This is a genomic window from Streptococcus sp. BS35b (assembly GCF_000286475.1).
Lineage (GTDB): Bacteria > Bacillota > Bacilli > Lactobacillales > Streptococcaceae > Streptococcus > Streptococcus oralis_W.
This window is the reverse complement of sequence record NZ_ALKH01000004.1, coordinates 60309-81186: the sequence shown is the minus strand read 5'-3', so window position 1 is coordinate 81186 and position 20878 is coordinate 60309. Positions and strand designations below refer to the sequence as shown.

Here is a 20878-nt window from a genome sequence, read left to right as displayed (position 1 = left end):
CTAGTAGGCTTATTGGATTTTACTACATGGCTAGCGAGCTGGTTTAAATACAGGTTTGCGTTTTATCCTAGGGGAAAATCTGTTATAATAAGACCAAAGGAGGAGCGCATGCACAAGATTTTACTAGTAGAAGATGACCAAGTTATTCGGCAACAAGTTGGAAAATTGCTTTCTGAATGGGGCTTTGAGGTTATTTTGGTGGAGGACTTTATGGAAGTTTTGACCCTCTTTGTTCAGTCAGAACCTCATTTGGTCCTTATGGATATTGGCTTACCTCTCTTTAATGGTTACCACTGGTGTCAGGAGATTCGTAAGATTTCTCAGGTACCCATCATGTTTCTATCTTCGAGAGATCAGGCGATGGATATCGTCATGGCGATCAATATGGGAGCAGATGATTTTGTGACCAAGCCTTTTGATCAGCAGGTTCTCCTTGCCAAGGTTCAGGGCTTGTTGCGCCGTTCCTATGAATTTGGCCGTGATGAAAGTCTGCTAGAGTATGCGGGTGTGATCCTCAATACCAAGTCTATGGACTTGCACTATCAGGGGGAAGTTCTGAGTTTGACCAAGAATGAATTTCAAATTTTGCGGGTCTTGTTTGAACATGCTGGCAATATCGTGGCGCGTGATGACCTGATGCGGGAACTCTGGAATAGCGACTTTTTCATCGATGACAATACCTTGTCTGTCAATGTTGCTCGTTTGCGTAAAAAGTTGGAGGAGCAAGGCTTGGCAGGCTTTATCGAAACCAAGAAGGGAATAGGATACGGACTGAAACATGCTTGATTGGAAACTATTTTTTCTAGCCTATCTGCGTTCTCGCAGTCGTCTTTTTGTCTATATTTTTTCATTGGGCTTTCTTGTTTTTCTCTTTCAGTTTTTATTCGCCAGTATAGGATTTTATTTTTTCTATTTTTTCCTCCTCAGTAGCTTTTTGACCCTTTTATTTTTGGTTTGGGATATTTTTGCAGAAGCTCAGGTTTACCGGCAGGAAGTACTGTATGCTGAAAGAGACCCAAAGTCTCCTTTGGAGTGTGTGCTAGCGGAAAAACTCGAAGAGCGTGAGTCTGAATTGTATCAAAAGAAGTCGGAAGCCCAGAGCAAGCTGACGGATTTGCTGGACTACTATACCTTGTGGGTTCACCAGATTAAGACGCCCATTGCAGCTAGTCGCCTTTTAGTAGCAGAAGTCTCTGATCGGGAGGTCAAGCAGCAACTGGAACAGGAAATCTTTAAGATTGACTCCTATACCAATCTGGTGTTGCAGTATCTTCGTTTAGAAAGCTTCCACGATGACTTGGTATTTGAAAAGGTTCAAGTGGAGGATCTAGTGAAGGAAGTTGTCCGTAAGTATGCCCTTTTCTTTATTCAAAAGGGACTGACAGTCAACCTACATGACCTTGACAAAATCATCGTGACCGATAAGAAGTGGTTGTTGGTCGTCATTGAACAAATCCTCTCAAACAGCCTCAAATACACCAAGAAAGGTGGACTAGAGATCTATATGGAAGGCCAGGAACTCTGTATCAAGGATACGGGAATCGGGATTAAAAACAGTGATGTGCTCCGAGTCTTTGAACGTGGCTTTTCAGGCTACAATGGTCGTTTGACCCAGCAGTCATCTGGACTTGGACTTTATCTATCTAAGAAAATTTCTGAAGAACTGGGCCACCAGATTCGTATCGAGTCTGAGGTTGGAAAAGGAACGACCGTACGGATTAAATTCACTGAAGTGAAGCTTGTTATTGAGTAAGAATCAATGAGAAAAAGCCTCCGATTGGAGGCTTTTATGCTAGGTTTTTATTTCTCAACGCGTGATTTGTTGGCGATATCAGCTAGGATAGCTTGAACAAAATCATCTACTGAGACAGTCTGTGTTTCTTTTTGGCCGTAGCGACGAACGTTGACTGTTCCGTCTTCCATTTCCTTATCCCCAACGATTAATTGGTAAGGAATCTTGCTTGTTTGTGAAGCGCGGATCTTGAACTGCATTTTTTCATTACGCTCATCTACATCGGCACGGACACCGCGGTCACGGAGTTTCTTGGCCACTTCCCAAGCGTAGTCCACGTGTTTTTCGTTAGAAACTGGGATGAGGGTTACTTGGTGTGGTGCAAGCCATGTTGGGAAGGCACCCTTGTAGTTTTCAATCAAGATAGCTGTGAAGCGTTCCATAGTTGAGATAACCCCACGGTGAATCATAACTGGACGGTGCTCTTCGCCATCAGCTCCGATGTATTTGAGGTCGAAGCGTTCTGGAAGCAAGAAGTCAAGCTGGATAGTAGAAAGGGTTTCTTCTTTACCGAGGGCAGTTTTAACCTGGATATCCAATTTTGGTCCGTAGAAGGCTGCTTCACCTTCAGCTTCAAAGTAGTCCAGTTCCATATCATCCATAGCTGCTTTCAACATGCGTTGTGCATTTTCCCACATCTCATCGTTGTCAAAGTATTTGTGTTTATCTTCTGGGTCACGATAAGACAAGCGGAAACGGTAATCTGTCAAATTAAAGTCTTCATACACGTCGATAATCAATTGAAGAATTTTCTTGAATTCTTCCTCAATTTGTTCTGGAGCTACAAAAGTATGACCATCATTTAGGGACATTTCACGTACACGTTGAAGGCCTGTAAGGGCGCCAGATTTTTCATATCGGTGCATCATGCCAATCTCAGCGATACGGATTGGTAATTCACGGTATGAGTGTACATGGTGTTTATAAACTTCGATATGGTGAGGACAGTTCATTGGGCGGAGGACAAACTCTTCACCGTCCCCCATGTCCATAGTTGGGAACATATCCTCACGGTAGTGATCCCAGTGACCAGAAGTTTTATAGAGTTCCACTGAGGCAATTGGTGGAGTGTAAACATGTTGGTAGCCTGCAGCAATTTCCTTGTCAACAATGTAGCGTTCCAATTCACGACGGATAGTTGCTCCGTTTGGTAACCAGAATGGTAAACCTTGTCCGACTTCTTGTGAAATCATGAAGAGGTCAAGCTCTTTACCGAGTTTACGGTGGTCACGTTCCTTAGCTTCTTCACGCATTTGAAGGTAGTTCTTCAAGTCTTTTTTGTCAAACCAAGCTGTACCGTAGATTCGTTGCATCATCGCGTTGTCGCTATTTCCACGCCAGTAGGCACCAGCTACGTTGAGCAGGTGGAAGATTTGGATACGACCTGTTGATGGGACGTGAGGACCACGGCAGAGGTCTACGTATTCGCCCTGACGGTAGATAGTCAACCCACCCTCGTCTTCTGAGTGTTCTTCGATCAATTCCAACTTGTAAGGGTCGTTCTTGAAGATTTCACGTGCCTCGTCTTTCGTCACTTCTTCACGGATTGATGGGAAGTTTTCTTTGACGATTTTTTTCATTTCTTCTTCGATACGAGGAAGATCTTCATTGGAGATTTGACCAGCGGTATTGTCTGTATCGTAGTAGAAGCCGTCTTCGATAGCTGGACCGACACCCAAATGAATGTCTGGGAAAAGGCGACGAGCTGCTTGGGCGAACAAGTGAGCCGCTGAGTGGCGCAAGATTGGAAGGGCATCTTCGTGATCAGGTGTCACGATTTCGATGCTTCCATCTTCAGTGATAGCACGAGTAGTGTCAATGAGTTTGCCGTTGAATTTACCAGCCAAGGCTTTTTTAGCTAGGGAATTGCTGATGGATTGAGCAATTTCAAAAGTTGTCACGCCAGATTCGAATTCACGAACAGCGCCATCTGGGAAAGTAATCTTAATCATGGTTTTCTCCTTATAAAGTTTTTATTAGCCTAGTTATGGTGAAGGTGCCCTTGAAATATAAATAGAAATTCCTTTTGATTTTTTCGTTAATAAATCAAAAAGCGACATCCTTAAAAGGACGTCGCAACGTGGTTCCACCTTCATTTATGTTCCTCAAAAAAGAGGGACACCTCAGATTGGCTTTAACGTAGCCACCGTTTTATGTTTGCATAAAAGTCAGTAGAGTAGTATCAGTTTAGGCTTTCTATGCGTTTCCAGCAACCACGCACTCTCTAGTAGAAAGGGACTAAGTGACTTGTCTCTATGCATTATTATAGCATGATTGCGAGATTTTTCAAGGTTTTTGTATAATTTTTTTGTTTTTCTCTCTTTGGAAGACATGCTTGATCCCCATGCCAGCAGCCAAGCCAAGTAAGGCAAAGAGTTCATAGGCTAGGAAGTAAAGCAGGATGAACTCACCAAAAGTGATGATGGTAAAGCAAAAGACCAGACCAATACCAAGTAGCCACCAAAGTGAGAAACGAAATCGATAGCTATAAAGCAGCGATACGATAAAGGTTACCAGGGGAGAAAAGAGGAGAATGTTATAAATGTACAGTCCTTTCAGTGTATAAGAATCAGATATCAGCAGTAAAAGCAACTCATAGAGGGGCCAGTAAAAGAAGAAAATGACAAGGTAGTATGGAATATACTTAAGATATTTCCGCATGGCAATAGTCCTCCAATCTACAAAAATTGAGAGATGTTGAAGACCACATAATCCTAAATGAAGGGGAACTCTCTATTTATATTATAGCACGTCTTGGAAGCCTTTACAAGTTGATCCAGTGAGTAGTGATAGTGCTCTTTTTGAGTGTTTTCTGCTATAATACTAACAAAAGAAGTAAGAGGAAAAGAGGAGAAAGAATGACCAAAATAGCAGTTCTTTCAGACATACATGGGAATACGACAGCCCTGGAAGCTGTACTGGCTGATGCCAAAAAGGCAAAGGTAGATGAGTACTGGATCTTGGGGGATATTCTGATGCCGGGAACGGGACGTAGAAGGATATTGAATCTTTTAGCTGCTTTGCCTATCACTGCAATAGTTCTTGGTAATTGGGAAAATAGTCTCTGGCGAGGTTTGCATCGTAAGCTAGATTTGACAAAAGCTAGTCATCGCTACCTCCTACGTCAATGCCAGTACATATTAGAAGAAATCAGCCCTGAAGAAATCGAAGACCTCCACAATCAACCCATGCAGGTTCATCGTCAGTTTGGTGATCTGACGGTAGGAATCACTCATCATCTCCCTGATAAAAACTGGGGTAGAGAATTAATCCATACGGGAAAACAAGAAGATTTTGATAGATTAGTGACGAATCCACACGCCTCCATCGCAGTATATGGTCATATCCACCAACAGTTGCTTCGTTATGGAAGTGATGGACAGTTGATTCTTAATCCAGGTTCGATTGGGCAACCCTTCTTTTTAGATGCGGGATTACGTAAGGACCTGCGGGCCCAGTATATGATCTTAGAGTTTGATGAAGCAGGTTTGGCTGATGTTGATTTTCGTCGAGTGGATTATGATGTAGCAACTGAATTGCAGTTGGCTAAAGATTTAAATCTCCCCTATTTCCAGGTCTATTATGAAAGTTTGGTAAATGGGATTCACCACACTCATAACCAGGAACTTCTGTATGAGATTGCTCAAAAACAGGGGCATGATATTGAGTTGGATGAATGGTTAGATAGTAGTAATGATTGACATGACATCAAAAAGGGGTATAATGAGTATGAGAAGAGAGATGATGAGAATCTCAGGTGAAAGGGGAACAAAATGCAAATTTCAAGTCGATTTACCATTGCGACCCATATGCTAATTATCATTGCTATAAAGGGCCGGGAAAGCAAGGTGACCAGTGATTTTCTCGCAGCTAGCGTTGGAGTTAATCCAGTCATTATCCGTAAGACTTTGTCGCAACTCAAAAAAGCAGGATTGATTTCAGTTGCGCGTGGGACGGGCGGTACCGAGATTATCAAAGACTTCCAAGATATTAGCCTTTTTGATGTGTATCAGGCTGTCGAATGTCTAGGAAAATCTGGCAAACTCTTTAGTTTCCATGACAATCCCAATCCTAACTGTCCAGTAGGGGCTAATATTCATAAGGTCTTGGATCAGAAATTGCTGGATATCCAAGTAGCTATGGAAAATCAACTTCGTCAGATGAGTCTGGCTCAGGTTGTGGCAGATGCAGAAGCAAGAATAGCAAAATAAGAGGGCTAGGCTCCTCTTTTTCTATTGCCATAATTATGGTACAATGTAGACATTAAAGGAGGAGACTATGTACTTTATCACAGGATTTTTTGTCCTACTTTTTCTCGTTTCGTTTTTAAGGGACAATCGCAGTCTCTGGAATCCAGCTCTCTTGCTTTTGTCTCTGCTCTTTTCTTATATGTCCATTGCCAATCTTTTTTACGAAGCTGGGCAGAAAGAAGTGCACATGGTTTTCTTTGCAGGGATTTTTCTCCTGCTGCCTCTTTTAGTTTTTCTAAGTGGTTTTTTCCTTATTTATAATGGATTCGTGTTATTGAAAAAAGAAGGAAAATCCAAGGCAAATTATTTGTCTCTAGGATTAGGTTGTGTGATTCTATTCTTTTTTGTGATCATGGCGATTCGAGTGAGCGATACCAAGGGCTTGTTTTACACCAATCATCTAGTGAATATTATCTTTTTCTTTTTGATTTATTCGTATTTGATTTTTGGTTTTGCCTTTGCAGGATTTCTGCTTTATTCTATCCTGTATCTTTTTATTCCTAAGAAAAAATATTATGATTTTATCATCATTCACGGAGCAGGTTTGTTGAATGGAGAAAAAGTGACTCCCTTACTAAAGAGTCGCATTGATAAGGCAGTAGAAGCCTATCGCCAGTCTCTTAATCCCAATGTTAAAATCATCGCGAGTGGTGGTCAAGGTGGAGATGAAAAGATATCCGAAGCTCAGGCGATTTGTAATTATTTGTTGGAAGAGACAGATATTCCGAGAGAAGCGATTCTCCTAGAGGAAGACTCAACGACGACCTATGAGAATCTTCTCTTCTCAAAAGAAATGGGAGAGAAGCTGGTGACCAGTCCACGTTTTCTCTTTGTGACCAATGATTACCATGTTTTTCGTACCAGTACCTATGCTCGCCGTATTGGGATGAAGGGAGATGGCCTTGGTTGCCGTACAGCCGCCTACTATATCCCATCGGCCTTTATCAGAGAATATATTGCTCTATGTGTGAAGATGAGATGGCTTTTTATCGCCCTCTATGTTTTGTTGATTTTAGCTCTGATTTTCTCTTACAGAGGTATTTTATGGTAATCAGAAAGATGGAGCCTGCCCCGGTAATAGTTGAATTTAAGCCACGATACATATTTGGTCAAGCGCTTCCTAAAATAACATCAGGTAAGCCTAAACTAATAAAGGCCAGATAGATGACTGCCAATAATAACGAAATCATTTAATTCTCCTTTTCAGATTGTTCTTCTTTTGATTTCTAGAATCTTGTTTTTTCCAATTGATTGAACTCCGTTCAGTATGAATGGGTCTATTTCAGTCAATCTTTCAAGGATTGGGTGGAATTCTTTAGGAGGATAGGTGTCGGAAATTTTTATATTTTCTTGTAAAGATGGACAATAATATGCAATAGCATCCGGAGCAATGACTGATGTGTTAGTGCTGTTATCGGATTTAACAAAAGAAATGTGAAGTCATTTGAACGTTTATATCCATTCATGAGATAGCCGGCTTCCCCTGCAAAACCATTTCTTCCACGATGCAATCTTTTATTGATGATAATACCAGAACCGGCAAAATCTGTATCTGGCTGGTAGAGAAGGGCCAGTGTTCTGAATTCTGGGTGAATACTACAATAACCAAGAGAAGCAACATTAACATCATTCTCTAATATTTGTAAGATATTGGTAGTTCCTGCCAGAGAAATCCCTGTTTGACAGGATAACTGATTCTTGGTCCATGTTCCTCCTTGATAAAAGCAGGATCGTACTTTGTGAATATTTTCTTGCCTTAAATCAATTATTTTTGCCATCTTTCTACCTTTCGACACGTTTTGTAAAAAGCGTTGTAGTATATTATATTTTTGTTTGCAATAAGATATTTTTAAAAATCTTAGTTTCGCTTTCCTGGTCCTAGGAGTGTCCTCTCTTATAGGAGAGAATAATGCTGTTTTTGATTCATGGCATCAATGTGCTTATGAATTTTTTTAATCCTCAATTTTGTTTGTAGTCACATATTTTCTAGAGAGAGTAGTTAATGAATAAGCACCACTTACAAAAAGTTAGGGTTAAGGTGTCTAAGATTCTTAGTTTTGGGATGAGTGGTACAGATTTTAACGAGCATTTTATTATGATGGCAACTGGATGTAGTTTGCACTTGTATTATTTAGGATAAGTGGTATAATTAGTTATACAAATCATACCATAAAGGAGATAATAGTTATGAAAGCACCAAAAGGTAAATATGCTTGGACAGCTACAGTTGGAGAAAAAGGTCAAATAGTAATACCAAAACAGGCGCGCGATGTCTTTAATATCAAACCTGGGGATACGATTCTACTTCTTGGTGATGAAAAGCGTGGAATTGCCATACCGCCGAAGGGAGCCTTTGCACACTTGATGGAAATTGCTTTTGAAGAGAAGGAGGATGAATAAAATGAAGTATGTTTTAGAGGTAAATGATATTACAAAAAAATATTTAGCATTTGAATTGAAACCTATAAGTTTTCATATTAAATCAGGTGAGGTTATGGGATTTATAGGTAGGAATGGAGCAGGTAAGACTACAGCGATTAAATCCATTCTAAATCTTGTTCATCCAGATGCAGGGAATGTCCGTATTCTTGGAATGGATTATCTGGATAATGAAGATGAAATCAAACAACGAATTGGTTATGCAGTGGGAGGAACCAATTATTATAAAAGAAAAAAATTAAAGGATATTGTCGCTATTACTCGTATTTTTTATGATAACTGGGATGATGAATCGTATCGTCATTATCTTGATGCATTTAAGCTTGATGAAAATAAGAAAATTATGGAACTGTCTGAGGGGATGAAAGTAAAATTTTATCTTACTTTAGCTCTTTCTCATCATGCTAAGCTTTTGATTTTAGATGAGCCAACCAGTGGACTTGATCCAGTATCTAGAGATGAGATGAATGAAATCTTTCGAAAACTAGCAGAAAAAGGAGTAGCAATCTTGTTTTCTACTCATATTACTAGTGATTTAGAGAAGTGTGCAGATACTATTACTTATATAAAAAATGGTGAATTGCTTTTATCTGAGAGAAAAGAGGATTTTATCAGTCATTACACGAAAGAAATAGGGCAGAAATCCACACTTGAAGATATTATGGTGCATATTGAAAGGGAAGAGGTGAATTTGTGATGAGAAAACTTCTCTATAAAGAAATGAAACTAACAGCAAATCCTTTGAGCTATTGGTTTATAACTTTTTCAGCTATTACGATGATTCCAAGGTATCCTATTCTTGTCGGTTCCTTTTTTATCTGTCTTGGTATTTTTTATACTTATCAACAAGTCCGAGAATGTGATGACATCACCTACACGGTCATGTTGCCAGTTAGAAAACAAGATGTGGTTACGGCTAAATATTTATTTGTTTTATCTATCGAGTGCATAGCTTTCATATTATGTCTTTTTCTGACGATTATTCGGATGAGACTCTTAGGAGATGCCACACCGTATGTGACAAATCCGTTGATGAATGCAAATGCTGCATATCTTGGCTATATAATGCTTGTATTTGCAACCTTTAACAGTGTTTTTCTTGGAGGCTTTTTTAAAACAGCTTATAAGATTGGGAAGCCTTTTATCCTATTCTGCGCAGTCACAACTGTCATTATATTCATGGGAGAGATATTACACCATATTCCTGGATTAGAAAGTTTGAATGATTCTTCAAATTTGAACGTACCACAGATAGTAATATTACTTTTTGGTGTTGCCATATTTAACTTATGCACCTGGTTTTCTTATCAGAAAGCTATAAAAGACTTCGAAAGAATTGATTTATAAAATTGAATACATTAAGTGTCCGTATTTTGTCGGAGAAAATCCAATAGAAAATGGTACTGATAAAGAATTAAAAGTTGTGGAGCTGTTAGAACAGTGTTTCATATGGAAAAAATGTATGGGAAATACCAAAATTATAGGTATCAGAGTAGCAAAATAAATTTTTATTTCCGTTTGGTACCTATGATGGTGAAATTCCTGTTGGATTTATTATGATTGGCTATGATGTTGACGATTATTGGGACAATCCGCCTGAATGAAAATATAAAAATGTGAACCCTTGTTTTGAGTTCACATTTCGTTTTTATTCCGCAGCTTGTTGCCAACGTTTTGCTAGCTTATGAGACAGGCTGGAAATAGCAAAGTTAAAGATAAAGTAAATTAAGGCAATCAGTATATAAAGACTGAAGACCTGCTCTGGTTCGAAATAGCGTCCCATGAGAATTTGGCTGGCGCCAAAGAGTTCTTGTAGGGCGATAACAGAGTAGAGAAGACTGGTATCCTTGATCACGGTTACAAACTGAGAAATGATAGCTGGCAGCATTTTACGGATCGCTTGTGGGAGAATGATGTAGTAGAGGATTTGGGCTGAAGTGAATCCTTGTGACATTCCTGCTTCGTATTGTCCCTTGTCTACGGCATTGAGACCACCTCGGATAATCTCAGCCAGGGCTGCTGAGGTAAAGAGGGTAAAGGCAGTGATACCTGCCGGTGTGGACTTCATTTTAAACACCAAAAAGATGGTGAAAATCCAGAGGAGGTTGGGAACGTTACGTACAAACTCGATATAAATGCTGGAGATGATCCGTAAGACAGGATTTTTCCCATTTCTCATGACGGCTAGTACTGTTCCGATAAGGGTCGAGAGGACGATAGCAATCAGAGAAATGTAGAGAGTTAAGCCGAATCCTTTAAAGATAAAGACTAGGTTATCTGGGGTCAAAACTTCTAAAATAGATTCCATAGTAACCTCCTAAAGTGAATAGGCTTTTTTGTTGGCTTGCTCCATCTTGCGACCAAACTGGGCAACAGGGAAGCATAGGGCAAAGTAGAGAAGGGCAGCACCTAAAAATGCTGGAATATAGTTTCCATTGAGAGCCGACCAAGACTTAGTCACAAACATCAAGTCTACTCCAGAGATGATAGCTACGGTAGAGGTGTTCTTGATGAGGTTAACGATTTGGTTGGTCAATGGAGGGAGAATGATACGGAAGGCTTGAGGCAAGATAATCAAGCGCATGGCACTGATATAAGTAAAACCTTGCGACAAGGCGGCCTCCATCTGACCGCTAGGAATAGACTGAATCCCTGAACGAATAACCTCAGCAATATAAGCGCCGTGATAGAGTCCCACACAAAGTACAGCTGTCCAATAAATCGGAATCATGATGGTGTGTTCACTGATAAGAGGCAAACCATAAAAGACGATGACAAACTGCACCAAGAGGGGAGTATTTTGGTAAAATTCGACAAAGATACGAGCCAAAACACGCAAGAATGGGCGTTTACTGGTTGACATGGCCCCGAAGAAGATGCCCAAAACCATGGCGAGGATAAAGGATCCAACCGCTAGGGCAAGGGTGAAGAGGAAACCATTGAAAAATTGTCCAAAATCCTGAAAATAGGCTGTCCAAGATGATAAATCTGTCATGGGGTGTCCTCCTTAATCTGCGGTATGGCTAGATGGTTTGAGTTTGTAACGGTCATAGAGTTTTTGAAGACTACCGTCCTTGGTCCATTTAGTGACCAAGTTATCAAGATAGTCGTTGAGCTCGGTATTTGCTTTCTTGGTGACGATACCGTAGTCAGATGGCTTGAAACTATCATTTAGTAGTTCTGTCCGTTTGCTGATGTAGCCAGACAGGATAGAGCGGTCCACAGAAAAGGCATCAATACGGTGAGCGTGAAGGGAAGTAATCAATTCTGGATAGGAACCAAGTTCGACAAATTTAAAGGTTAGACCTTTCTTTTTGCCAAGTTCAGTAATCAAGCGCTGGGTGATGGAACCTTGGGCAACTCCGATCGTTTTACCGTTTAGATCTTCAATGCTTTTAATGTTGGCAGATTTATTGACCAAAAAACCAGAAGCATCCGTATAGTAGGGACTGGTGAAGTTGTATAGTTTTTTACGTTCGTCTGTGATGGTGAAGGTTGCGATATCCATGTCGACCTGTTCATTGTCTAGAAGTGGACCACGGGTTTGAGCGGTAACAGGCACATAGCGAATCTTGACCTTGAGTTCATCTGCAATCATCTTAGCTAAGTCCGTTTCGATACCAGAATAAGTCCCTGTCTTAGGATCCTTGTAGCCAAAATTAGGAACGTCTTGTTTGACACCGACAACCAGTTCACCTCTTTTTTGAATGTCTGCGACGCTAGTATCAGCCTGAACTGGTTTGGCAGCAGCAAGACCGAAAAGGCTAATCAATAATGCTGATAAAAAGAGTTTCTTTTTCATAGGCGCCTCCTTATTTGACTTTGTCACTTTCATGGTTGATAATTTTGCTGAGGAATTGTTGGGCACGAGGTTCGCTTGGATTGTCAAAAAAGTCATCGACATCTGTCGTATCCACCAAAACTTCTCCGTCTGCCATAAAGATAATGCGGTCCGCAACCTCTCGAGCAAAGCCCATTTCGTGGGTAACGATGATCATATTCATCCCATCATGCGCCAGTTTTTGCATAACTGCTAGAACATCTCCGATAGTCTCAGGATCAAGAGCAGATGTTGGCTCGTCAAAGAGGAGGAGCTCCGGATGCATAGCTAGTCCACGAGCAATGGCGATCCGCTGTTTTTGTCCACCAGATAGCATAGCTGGATAGGAATCTTTCTTGTCCCACATATTTACAAATTCCAGATATTTTTGAGCTGTTTTTTCAGCTTCTTTTTTATCAATTCCTAGAACTTTAATGGGTGCAAGTGTCACATTTTCTAACACTGTTTTGTGTGGATAAAGGTTAAAATGTTGAAAAACCATGCCGACTTCCTTACGAAGAGGAACCAGGTCTTTCTGGCTAGCACCTGCTACTTGGTGTCCATTGACTAGGAGACTTCCTTTGTCAACAGCTTCCAAACCATTAATCGTACGGATAAGAGTGGACTTCCCAGAACCAGAAGGTCCAAGCAGGACAACAACTTGTCCTTTTTCAAAACGGAGATTGATGTCGCGGAGTGCGTGGTAGTCTCCGTAATATTTTTCGACGTTTTTAAATTCTACTAAAGCCATGAGAGATCTCCTTTGTGTTAGATTTTATAACATGATTCTACAGCAAAAGAATGTTCTTGTCAAATCATATCTGAAAAAAATTCACTAAAATTTTATAAAAAAGCAATCTGAATAGAGAAAATACCTAAATCGTGTTATAATGAAACGATAGAATTCTTAGAAAGAGTGGATGTTTTTTTGATAACTCCTACTTATGAATGGCAGTTTGCCCCGCAGGTTGAAGATGCGGATTTTACAAAGATAGCCAAGAAGGCTGGGCTGGGTCCTGAGGTGGCTCGGTTATTATTTGAAAGAGGGATTCAGGATGAAGAAAGTCTAAAGAAGTTTTTAGAACCTTCTTTAGAGGACTTACATGACCCCTATCTGCTCCATGATATGGATAAGGCAGTGGAACGGATTCGTCAGGCTATTGAAGAAGGGGAGAATATTCTCGTCTATGGCGACTATGATGCGGACGGTATGACTTCGGCTTCGATTGTGAAGGAAAGTTTGGAACAGCTTGGTGCTGAGTGCCGTGTTTACTTGCCCAACCGTTTTACCGATGGCTATGGTCCAAATGCCAGTGTTTATAAATACTTTATCGAGCAAGAGGGAATTTCCTTGATTGTGACAGTGGATAATGGGGTTGCAGGTCACGAGGCCATTGAATTGGCCCAGTCTATGGGAGTGGATGTCATTGTGACTGACCACCATTCTATGCCAGAAACCCTTCCCGACGCCTATGCGATTGTTCACCCTGAGCATCCGGATGCGGACTATCCTTTCAAATATTTGGCCGGATGCGGAGTGGCTTTCAAGCTGGCTTGCGCCCTTTTAGAAGAAGTGCAAGTAGAATTGCTTGATTTGGTTGCTATCGGAACTATTGCAGATATGGTGAGCTTGACGGATGAAAACCGCATCATGGTTCAATATGGTCTGGAAATGTTGGGGCATACTCAGCGCATCGGTCTGCAAGAAATGCTGGACATGGCTGGGATTGCTGCTAACGAAGTGACAGAAGAAACGGTTGGCTTTCAGATTGCCCCTCGTTTAAATGCCTTGGGGCGATTGGATGATCCCAATCCTGCCATTGATTTGTTAACTGGATTTGACGACGAGGAAGCTCATGAGATTGCCCTCATGATTCATCAGAAAAACGAAGAGCGCAAGGAAATCGTTCAGTCCATCTATGAAGAAGCTAAGACCATGGTGGATCCTGAGAAGAAGGTCCAGGTCTTGGCAAAGGAAGGCTGGAATCCTGGCGTTCTGGGTATCGTGGCTGGTCGCTTGCTAGAGGAATTGGGGCAGACAGTCATCGTTCTTAATATAGAGGATGGTCGTGCTAAGGGTAGCGCTCGTAGTGTGGAAGCAGTCGATATTTTTGAAGCCCTAGATCCCCATCGCGACCTCTTTATCGCCTTTGGCGGCCATGCTGGTGCAGCAGGAATGACGCTGGAAGTGGAGAAACTTTCAGATTTATCTGAGGTCTTGGAGGACTATATCCGTGAAAAAGGAGCAGACGCTAGTGGTAAGAACAAGTTAAATCTAGATGAAGAGCTAGACTTGGAGACACTTAGCTTGGAAACGGTCAAAAGTTTTGAACGCTTGGCACCTTTTGGAATGGACAATCAGAAACCTGTCTTTTATATCAAGGATTTTCAGGTCGAAAGTGCTCGTACAATGGGAGCAGGCAATGCCCACCTCAAACTAAAAATTTCCAAGGGTGAGGCGAGTTTTGAAGTGGTGGCCTTCGGACAAGGTAGATGGGCGACAGAGTTTGCTCAAACAAAAAACCTAGAATTGGCAGTCACCTTGTCTGTCAATCAATGGAATGGCCAAACTGCCCTCCAGTTGATGATGGTGGATGCGCGTGTGGAAGGTGTTCAACTCTTTAACATTCGTGGGAAGAATGCAGTCTTGCCAGAAGGGGTTCCAGTCTTGGATTTCTCTGGAGAGTTGCCGAATCTAGCGACTAGTGAAGCGGTTGTTGTAAAAACCATTCCTGAGGATATTACCTTGCTGAAGACTGTTTTTCAAGAACAGCACTTCTCTGCTGTCTATTTTAAAAATGACATTGACAAGGCCTACTATCTGACAGGTTATGGAACCAGAGAGCAGTTTGCTAAATTGTATAAGACTATTTACCAGTTCCCAGAGTTTGATATTCGCTACAAGCTAAAGGATTTGGCGGCTTATCTCAATATCCAACAAATCTTGCTGGTCAAGATGATTCAAGTATTTGAGGAGCTAGATTTTGTGACAATCAAAGATGGGGTTATGACAGTCAATAAAGAAGCGCCGAAAAGGGAAATTGCTGAAAGTCAGATTTACCAAAATCTCAAACAAACTGTAAAAAATCAAGAAATGATGGCACTGGGGACAGTGCAAGAAATGTATGATTTTTTAATGGAAAAATAGTAGAAGTTAGGAAAGAGTTGGGTAACCAGCTCTTTTTTGAAAACAAATCTTCGTTTTGAAAATCATCAAAAAAATGGTATAATGGTAGGAAAAGATTCGGCTGAAAGTTTTAGAACTTTTAGAATAAGAGGGTAAACCTACCCTATAATCAAGATAATTAAGTTTCGGAGGGAAAATGAGTAATATCAGTTTAACAACACTAGGTGGTGTACGAGAAAATGGGAAAAATATGTACATCGCTGAAATAGGCGATTCGATTTTTGTTTTGGATGCAGGGCTTAAATACCCTGAAAATGAACAACTAGGGGTTGATGTCGTCATTCCAAATATGGACTACCTTTTTGAAAATAGCGATCGTATCGCAGGGGTCTTTTTGACCCACGGACATGCGGATGCCATTGGTGCCTTGCCTTATCTTTTGGCAGAGGCTAAGGTGCCTGTGTTTGGTTCTGAGTTGACCATTGAGTTGGCCAAACTCTTTGTCAAAGGGAATGATACGGTTAAGAAATTCAATGACTTCCATGTGATTGATGAAGATACGGAGATCGACTTTGGAGGGACTGTGGTTTCCTTCTTCCGTACGACTCACTCTATCCCAGAAAGTCTGGGAGTTGTGTTAAAAACACCAAAAGGGAACATTGTTTACACAGGCGACTTCAAATTTGACCAGACGGCTAGTGAATCCTATGCGACGGATTTTGCGCGTTTAGCCGAAATCGGCCGTGACGGTGTCTTGGCACTTCTCAGTGATTCTGCAAATGCAGACAGCAATATTCAGGTGGCGAGCGAGAGTGAAGTTGGGGATGAAATTACCCAAACCATCGCTGACTGGGACGGTCGTATCATCGTTGCAGCAGTTGCCAGCAACCTTTCTCGTATCCAGCAGGTTTTTGATGCAGCTGCGGAGACTGGCCGCCGAGTCGTTTTGACTGGATTTGATGTTGAAAATATCGTCCGTACAGCGATTCGTCTCAAAAAATTATCTCTAGCTAATGAAAGTCTCTTGATCAAACCAAAAGAAATGTCTCGTTTCGAAGACCATGAGTTGATTATCCTAGAGACAGGTCGTATGGGTGAACCCATCAATGGACTTCGCAAGATGTCCGTTGGGCGCCACCGTTACGTAGAAATCAAGGATGGGGACTTGGTTTATATTGTAACAACTCCATCCACCGCCAAAGAAGCAGTTGTGGCTCGCGTTGAAAATATGATTTACCAAGCTGGTGGTGTGGTAAAACTCATTACTCAGAGTTTGCGAGTATCAGGACACGGAAATGCGCGTGATTTGCAGTTGATGATCAATCTTTTGCAACCGAAATATCTTTTCCCTGTCCAAGGGGAGTACCGTGAGTTGGATGCGCATGCCAAGGCTGCCATGGCAGTTGGAATGTTGCCAGAGCGCATTTTCATCCCTAAAAAGGGAACAATCATGTCCTATGAACATGGAGACTTCGTCCCAGCTGGAGCAGTTTCTGCAGGCGATGTCATGATTGATGGAAATGCCATTGGTGATGTTGGGAATGTCGTTCTTCGCGACCGTAAGGTCTTGTCAGAGGATGGGATCTTTATTGTGGCTATCACTGTTAACCGTCGTGAGAAGAAGATTGTGGCTAAGGCTCGCGTTCACACGCGTGGATTTATCTACCTTAAGAAAAGTCGCGACATTCTCCGTGAAAGTTCCGAATTGATTAACCAAACGGTAGAAGAGTATCTTCAAGGGGATGACTTTGACTGGGCAGATCTCAAAGGGAAGGTTCGTGACAATTTGACCAAGTACCTCTTTGATCAAACCAAACGTCGCCCAGCAATTTTGCCAGTCGTGATGGAAGCTAAATAATAAGCAGAATACCTACGGAAAAAGTCGATATTCGGCTTTTTCTTATAGAATAGTAAAAGGAGACAACCATGGCAGTTATGAATATTGAGTATTACTCAGAAGTTTTGGATATGGAGTGGGGTGTTACCGTACTCTATCCAGATGCTAGTCGAGTGGCTGAACCAGATTGCGCAGATATTCCTGTTCTTTACCTTTTGCACGGAATGTCAGGAAATCAAAATAGCTGGCTCAAACGTACCAATGTCGAACGCTTGTTGCGTGGAACCAATCTCATTGTTATCATGCCCAATACAAATAATGGCTGGTACACAGATACCCAGTACGGTTTTAACTACTATACTGCTCTAGCAGAAGAACTCCCCCAAGTCATGAAACGCTTCTTCCCCAACATGACCAGCAAGCGAGAAAAGACCTTCATAGCAGGCCTCTCCATGGGTGGCTATGGTTCTTTCAAACTCGCTCTAGCGACGAATTGTTTTTCTCACGCAGCTAGTTTTTCTGGCGCGCTCAGTTTTCAGGAATTCTCTCCTGAAAGCCAGGATCTGGGATCGCTTGCCTACTGGCGAGGAGTTTTTGGAGAGATTAAAGACTGGACAGCTAGTCCTCATTCGCTTGAAAGTATGGCAGCAAAATCCGATAAAAAGACCAAACTATGGGCTTGGTGTGGGGAGCAAGACTATCTCTACTCTGCCAATAATCTCGCAGTGAAAAATCTTAAAAAAATTGGTTTAGAGGTGACCTATAGTCACAGTCCAGGTAAGCACGAGTGGTACTACTGGGAAAAACAATTGGAGCGTTTTTTGGCTACTCTACCAATTGACTTTGTCTTGGAAGAACGCTTATCTTAGTTTTAGGTTTCTTTCAGCTTTTCTCAGTAAAATAGAGAATCTATCTTGATCAAGGAAAATGCGATTTCAAGATAGATTCTTATTTTTATGAAAGGTGGAATGTCATGTTCTGGATTATTCGATTATTCTTCCGATTTCTGTTGGGAATTTGGCGTTTCTTCTGGCGTCTGGTTTGGACCGTGGTTATTCTACTTCTCATTGCCTTTGGAGTACTTTGGTACCTGACAGGTGATTTTCATTCTGCGGTCAATCAGGTTGAAAAAATGAGCAAGATTGGTCAAGGTGGCTGGAATCAATGGAAAGAGACGGGAACGCTGGAAGTCTTGTCTCAGACAGACAGTCACCAACATGCAGAAGGCAAGTGGGCTCAGGCCTCAGCTCGCATCTATATTGAGCCTCAAATGGATGAGACCTTCCAAGGTGCCTATGCAGAAGCCATAAAAAACTGGAATCAAACGGGAGCCTTTACCTTTGAGGTGGTTGCGGATCCTAGTCAGGCAGATATTGTGGCAAGTGAGATGAATGATGGATCGACAGCTGTAGCTGGGCAAGCCGAGAGTCAAACCAATCTATTGACCAATCAATTTATATCTGTAACGGTTCGCCTGAATCACTATTATCTATCCAATCCAAACTATGGATATTCTTACGAACGGATCGTGCACACGGCAGAACATGAGCTGGGGCATGCCATCGGATTGGATCACACCAGCGAGATTTCTGTCATGCAGCCGGCAGGTTCCTATTATGGGATTCAGCCTCGGGATGTGAAGGCTGTTCAAGAACTCTATACCAGTAGCGACTAGATGAAGTCGGTGTAGTCTAAAAAGAAATCAAAGCTCCTCCAACAAGTGATTGGTGGGGCTTTTTGTTCGTCCTGTTACGGCCTTTTTGCTATAATGGAACTATGAATAACTTGATCAAATCAAAACTAGAGCTCCTGCCAACCAGCCCTGGTTGTTACATTCACAAGGATAAAAATGGCACCATTATCTATGTAGGAAAGGCTAAAAATCTGCGCAATCGCGTGCGTTCCTATTTCCGTGGAAGTCATGATACCAAGACGGAGGCTCTGGTATCTGAGATTGTAGATTTTGAATTTATCGTTACCGAGTCTAATATCGAGGCCCTTCTGCTGGAAATCAACCTCATCAAGGAAAACAAGCCCAAGTACAATATCATGCTCAAGGATGATAAGTCCTATCCTTTTATCAAAATCACCAATGAGCGCTATCCACGGCTTATTATCACCCGTCAGGTCAAGAAGGACGGCGGTCTTTACTTTGGTCCTTATCCAGATGTAGGGGCAGCCAATGAAATCAAGCGACTGCTGGATCGGATTTTTCCTTTTCGTAAGTGTACCAATCCGCCGTCTAAAGTCTGTTTTTATTACCATATCGGCCAATGTATGGCCCACACCATCTGTAAGAAAGATGAGGCTTATTTCAAGTCCATGGCTCAGGAGGTTTCTGATTTCCTAAAAGGACAGGATGACAAAATTATAGATGACCTCAAGGGCAGGATGGCAAAGGCAGCTCAAAGTATGGAGTTTGAACGTGCGGCGGAATATCGCGATTTGATTCAAGCCATTGGAACACTTCGGACCAAGCAACGAGTTATGGCTAAAGATTTGCAAAATCGGGATGTCTTTGGTTACTATGTGGATAAGGGCTGGATGTGTGTTCAGGTTTTCTTTGTTCGTCAAGGAAAGCTCATTGAGCGGGACGTCAACCTCTTCCCTTACTACAATGATCCGGATGAGGACTTCTTGACCTATGTGGGGCAATTTTATCAAGAAAAATCCCACCTGGTTCCCAATGAGGTACTGATTCCGCAGGATATTGATGAAGAAGCCGTCAAGGCCTTGGTGGATACCAAGATTTTCAAGCCCCAACGTGGTGAGAAAAAACAACTGGTCAATTTAGCTATAAAGAATGCCCGTGTTAGTCTGGAGCAGAAGTTCAATCTGCTAGAAAAATCTGTTGAAAAGACCCAAGGAGCTATTGAAAATCTGGGACGCTTGCTCCAAATCCCGACTCCGGTTCGCATCGAGTCCTTCGATAACTCTAATATCATGGGAACCAGTCCTGTTTCAGCTATGGTGGTTTTTGTCAATGGCAAACCAAGTAAAAAAGACTACCGAAAGTACAAGATAAAAACTGTTGTCGGTCCAGATGACTATGCTAGTATGCGTGAGGTTATTCGCAGACGTTATGGTCGAGTTCAACGTGATGGTTTAACCCCGCCAGATTTGATTGTCATCGATGGGGGACAAGGGCAGGTCAATATCGCTAAGCAGGTTATACAAGAAGAGCTAGGTTTGGACATTCCCATTGCTGGGCTTCAAAAGAATGATAAGCACCAAACTCATGAATTGCTCTTTGGAGATCCACTGGAAGTGGTGGAGTTGTCTCGCAATTCTCAGGAATTTTTCCTCCTCCAACGCATCCAGGATGAGGTCCACCGCTTTGCTATCACTTTCCACCGGCAACTGCGCTCCAAAAACTCCTTTTCATCTCAGTTGGATGGGATTGAAGGATTGGGACCTAAACGCAAGCAGAATCTTATGAAGCATTTCAAGTCTCTCACTAAAATCAAGGAAGCTAGTGTGGATGAAATTGTCGAAGTGGGTGTGCCAAGAGTAGTCGCAGAAGCTGTTCAGAGAAAGTTGAACCCTCAGGGAGAAGTGGGGTTGGCTCAAGTAGCGGAACCATTAAAAGAATTGGAATAAGTATCTAGATAGA

20 protein-coding genes are annotated in these 20878 nt (G+C 41.8%); 13 read left to right on the top strand and 7 right to left on the bottom strand.

Going from position 1 to position 20878, the window contains the following annotated elements:
- Positions 1-108 precede the first annotated feature (108 nt).
- Both HMPREF1149_RS06105 and HMPREF1149_RS06100 read left to right on the top strand, forming a co-directional pair.
- Positions 109-786 carry a response regulator transcription factor gene (locus HMPREF1149_RS06105; protein WP_000548976.1) on the top strand — a complete coding sequence of 226 codons (678 nt, stop codon included), beginning with the start codon at positions 109-111 and terminating at the stop codon, positions 784-786.
- Positions 779-1753 (top strand): sensor histidine kinase, encoded by a 975-nt coding sequence (locus HMPREF1149_RS06100; RefSeq protein ID WP_000887938.1) that lies wholly within the window; start codon positions 779-781, stop codon positions 1751-1753. The genes HMPREF1149_RS06105 and HMPREF1149_RS06100 overlap by 8 nt, the downstream gene beginning before the upstream one ends.
- A gap of 47 nt (positions 1754-1800) precedes the next feature.
- Here HMPREF1149_RS06100 and thrS read toward each other — a convergent pair whose 3' ends face one another.
- Complete coding sequence (gene thrS / locus HMPREF1149_RS06095) at positions 1801-3744, bottom strand: threonine--tRNA ligase (RefSeq protein WP_000591033.1); 1944 nt, start codon at positions 3742-3744, stop codon at positions 1801-1803.
- 334 nt (positions 3745-4078) lie between these two features.
- Entirely contained in the window at positions 4079-4453 is a 375-nt protein-coding gene (locus HMPREF1149_RS06090; protein WP_001233900.1) for a hypothetical protein, read from the bottom strand.
- Positions 4454-4650: 197 nt separating this feature from the next.
- Between HMPREF1149_RS06090 and HMPREF1149_RS06085 the strand changes: the two genes are divergently transcribed.
- The 3 genes from HMPREF1149_RS06085 to HMPREF1149_RS06075 all read left to right on the top strand — a co-directional run bounded on the left by HMPREF1149_RS06085 (position 4651) and on the right by HMPREF1149_RS06075 (position 7093).
- Positions 4651-5493: a metallophosphoesterase family protein gene (locus HMPREF1149_RS06085; protein ID WP_000161098.1), complete on the top strand. Its 843-nt coding sequence runs from the start codon at positions 4651-4653 to the stop codon at positions 5491-5493.
- Between the two features lie 72 nt (positions 5494-5565).
- Positions 5566-6003, top strand: a complete 438-nt coding sequence (locus HMPREF1149_RS06080; protein WP_001167380.1) for an Rrf2 family transcriptional regulator — start codon at positions 5566-5568, stop codon at positions 6001-6003.
- Positions 6004-6070: 67 nt separating this feature from the next.
- The gene (locus HMPREF1149_RS06075) at positions 6071-7093 is read left to right on the top strand and encodes a YdcF family protein (protein WP_000273637.1); all 1023 of its coding nucleotides are present in this window, start codon (positions 6071-6073) and stop codon (positions 7091-7093) included.
- Between the two features lie 289 nt (positions 7094-7382).
- Here HMPREF1149_RS06075 and HMPREF1149_RS06070 read toward each other — a convergent pair whose 3' ends face one another.
- Positions 7383-7820, bottom strand: coding sequence for an ROK family protein (locus HMPREF1149_RS06070; protein WP_009067361.1), 438 nt, complete (start codon positions 7818-7820; stop codon positions 7383-7385).
- 409 nt (positions 7821-8229) lie between these two features.
- Here HMPREF1149_RS06070 and HMPREF1149_RS06065 point away from each other — a divergent pair, with 409 nt between their 5' ends.
- The 3 genes from HMPREF1149_RS06065 to HMPREF1149_RS06055 are packed head-to-tail and all read left to right on the top strand — an operon-like array spanning position 8230 to position 9828.
- Complete coding sequence (locus tag HMPREF1149_RS06065) at positions 8230-8442, top strand: AbrB/MazE/SpoVT family DNA-binding domain-containing protein (protein ID WP_000646903.1); 213 nt, start codon at positions 8230-8232, stop codon at positions 8440-8442.
- A 1-nt stretch (position 8443) separates the two neighbouring features.
- The gene (locus HMPREF1149_RS06060; protein ID WP_009067376.1) at positions 8444-9178 is read left to right on the top strand and encodes an ABC transporter ATP-binding protein; all 735 of its coding nucleotides are present in this window, start codon (positions 8444-8446) and stop codon (positions 9176-9178) included.
- Complete coding sequence (locus HMPREF1149_RS06055) at positions 9178-9828, top strand: ABC-2 transporter permease (RefSeq protein ID WP_001228842.1); 651 nt, start codon at positions 9178-9180, stop codon at positions 9826-9828. Before HMPREF1149_RS06060 ends, HMPREF1149_RS06055 begins: the two co-directional genes overlap by 1 nt.
- 301 nt (positions 9829-10129) lie before the next feature.
- Here the strand turns inward: HMPREF1149_RS06055 and HMPREF1149_RS06050 are convergent, their stop codons facing one another.
- The 4 genes from HMPREF1149_RS06050 to HMPREF1149_RS06035 are packed head-to-tail and all read right to left on the bottom strand — an operon-like array spanning position 10130 to position 13052.
- The gene (locus HMPREF1149_RS06050) at positions 10130-10789 is read right to left on the bottom strand and encodes an amino acid ABC transporter permease (RefSeq protein ID WP_000443890.1); all 660 of its coding nucleotides are present in this window, start codon (positions 10787-10789) and stop codon (positions 10130-10132) included.
- A gap of 9 nt (positions 10790-10798) precedes the next feature.
- The gene (locus HMPREF1149_RS06045) at positions 10799-11476 is read right to left on the bottom strand and encodes an amino acid ABC transporter permease (RefSeq protein ID WP_000131156.1); all 678 of its coding nucleotides are present in this window, start codon (positions 11474-11476) and stop codon (positions 10799-10801) included.
- A 12-nt stretch (positions 11477-11488) separates the two neighbouring features.
- Positions 11489-12283 (bottom strand): transporter substrate-binding domain-containing protein, encoded by a 795-nt coding sequence (locus tag HMPREF1149_RS06040; protein WP_000727689.1) that lies wholly within the window; start codon positions 12281-12283, stop codon positions 11489-11491.
- A gap of 10 nt (positions 12284-12293) precedes the next feature.
- Positions 12294-13052 carry an amino acid ABC transporter ATP-binding protein gene (locus tag HMPREF1149_RS06035; protein ID WP_001229587.1) on the bottom strand — a complete coding sequence of 253 codons (759 nt, stop codon included), beginning with the start codon at positions 13050-13052 and terminating at the stop codon, positions 12294-12296.
- Positions 13053-13229: 177 nt separating this feature from the next.
- On the opposite strand from HMPREF1149_RS06035, the gene recJ reads away from it, so the two are divergent.
- The 5 genes from recJ (at position 13230) to uvrC (ending at position 20865) form a co-directional block, all read left to right on the top strand.
- On the top strand, positions 13230-15449 hold the full coding sequence (gene recJ, locus HMPREF1149_RS06030) for a single-stranded-DNA-specific exonuclease RecJ (RefSeq protein ID WP_000632599.1): 2220 nt from the start codon (positions 13230-13232) through the stop codon (positions 15447-15449).
- Between the two features lie 175 nt (positions 15450-15624).
- A complete protein-coding gene (locus HMPREF1149_RS06025; protein ID WP_000065624.1) occupies positions 15625-17286 on the top strand; it encodes a ribonuclease J in 1662 nt (553 codons plus the stop codon).
- Positions 17287-17354: 68 nt separating this feature from the next.
- Positions 17355-18134, top strand: coding sequence for an alpha/beta hydrolase (locus HMPREF1149_RS06020; RefSeq protein WP_000290042.1), 780 nt, complete (start codon positions 17355-17357; stop codon positions 18132-18134).
- 104 nt (positions 18135-18238) lie between these two features.
- Positions 18239-18940, top strand: coding sequence for a M57 family metalloprotease (locus HMPREF1149_RS06015; RefSeq protein WP_000498549.1), 702 nt, complete (start codon positions 18239-18241; stop codon positions 18938-18940).
- A gap of 101 nt (positions 18941-19041) precedes the next feature.
- Positions 19042-20865 carry an excinuclease ABC subunit UvrC gene (gene uvrC / locus HMPREF1149_RS06010; RefSeq protein WP_001061128.1) on the top strand — a complete coding sequence of 608 codons (1824 nt, stop codon included), beginning with the start codon at positions 19042-19044 and terminating at the stop codon, positions 20863-20865.
- Positions 20866-20878: the final 13 nt, after the last annotated feature.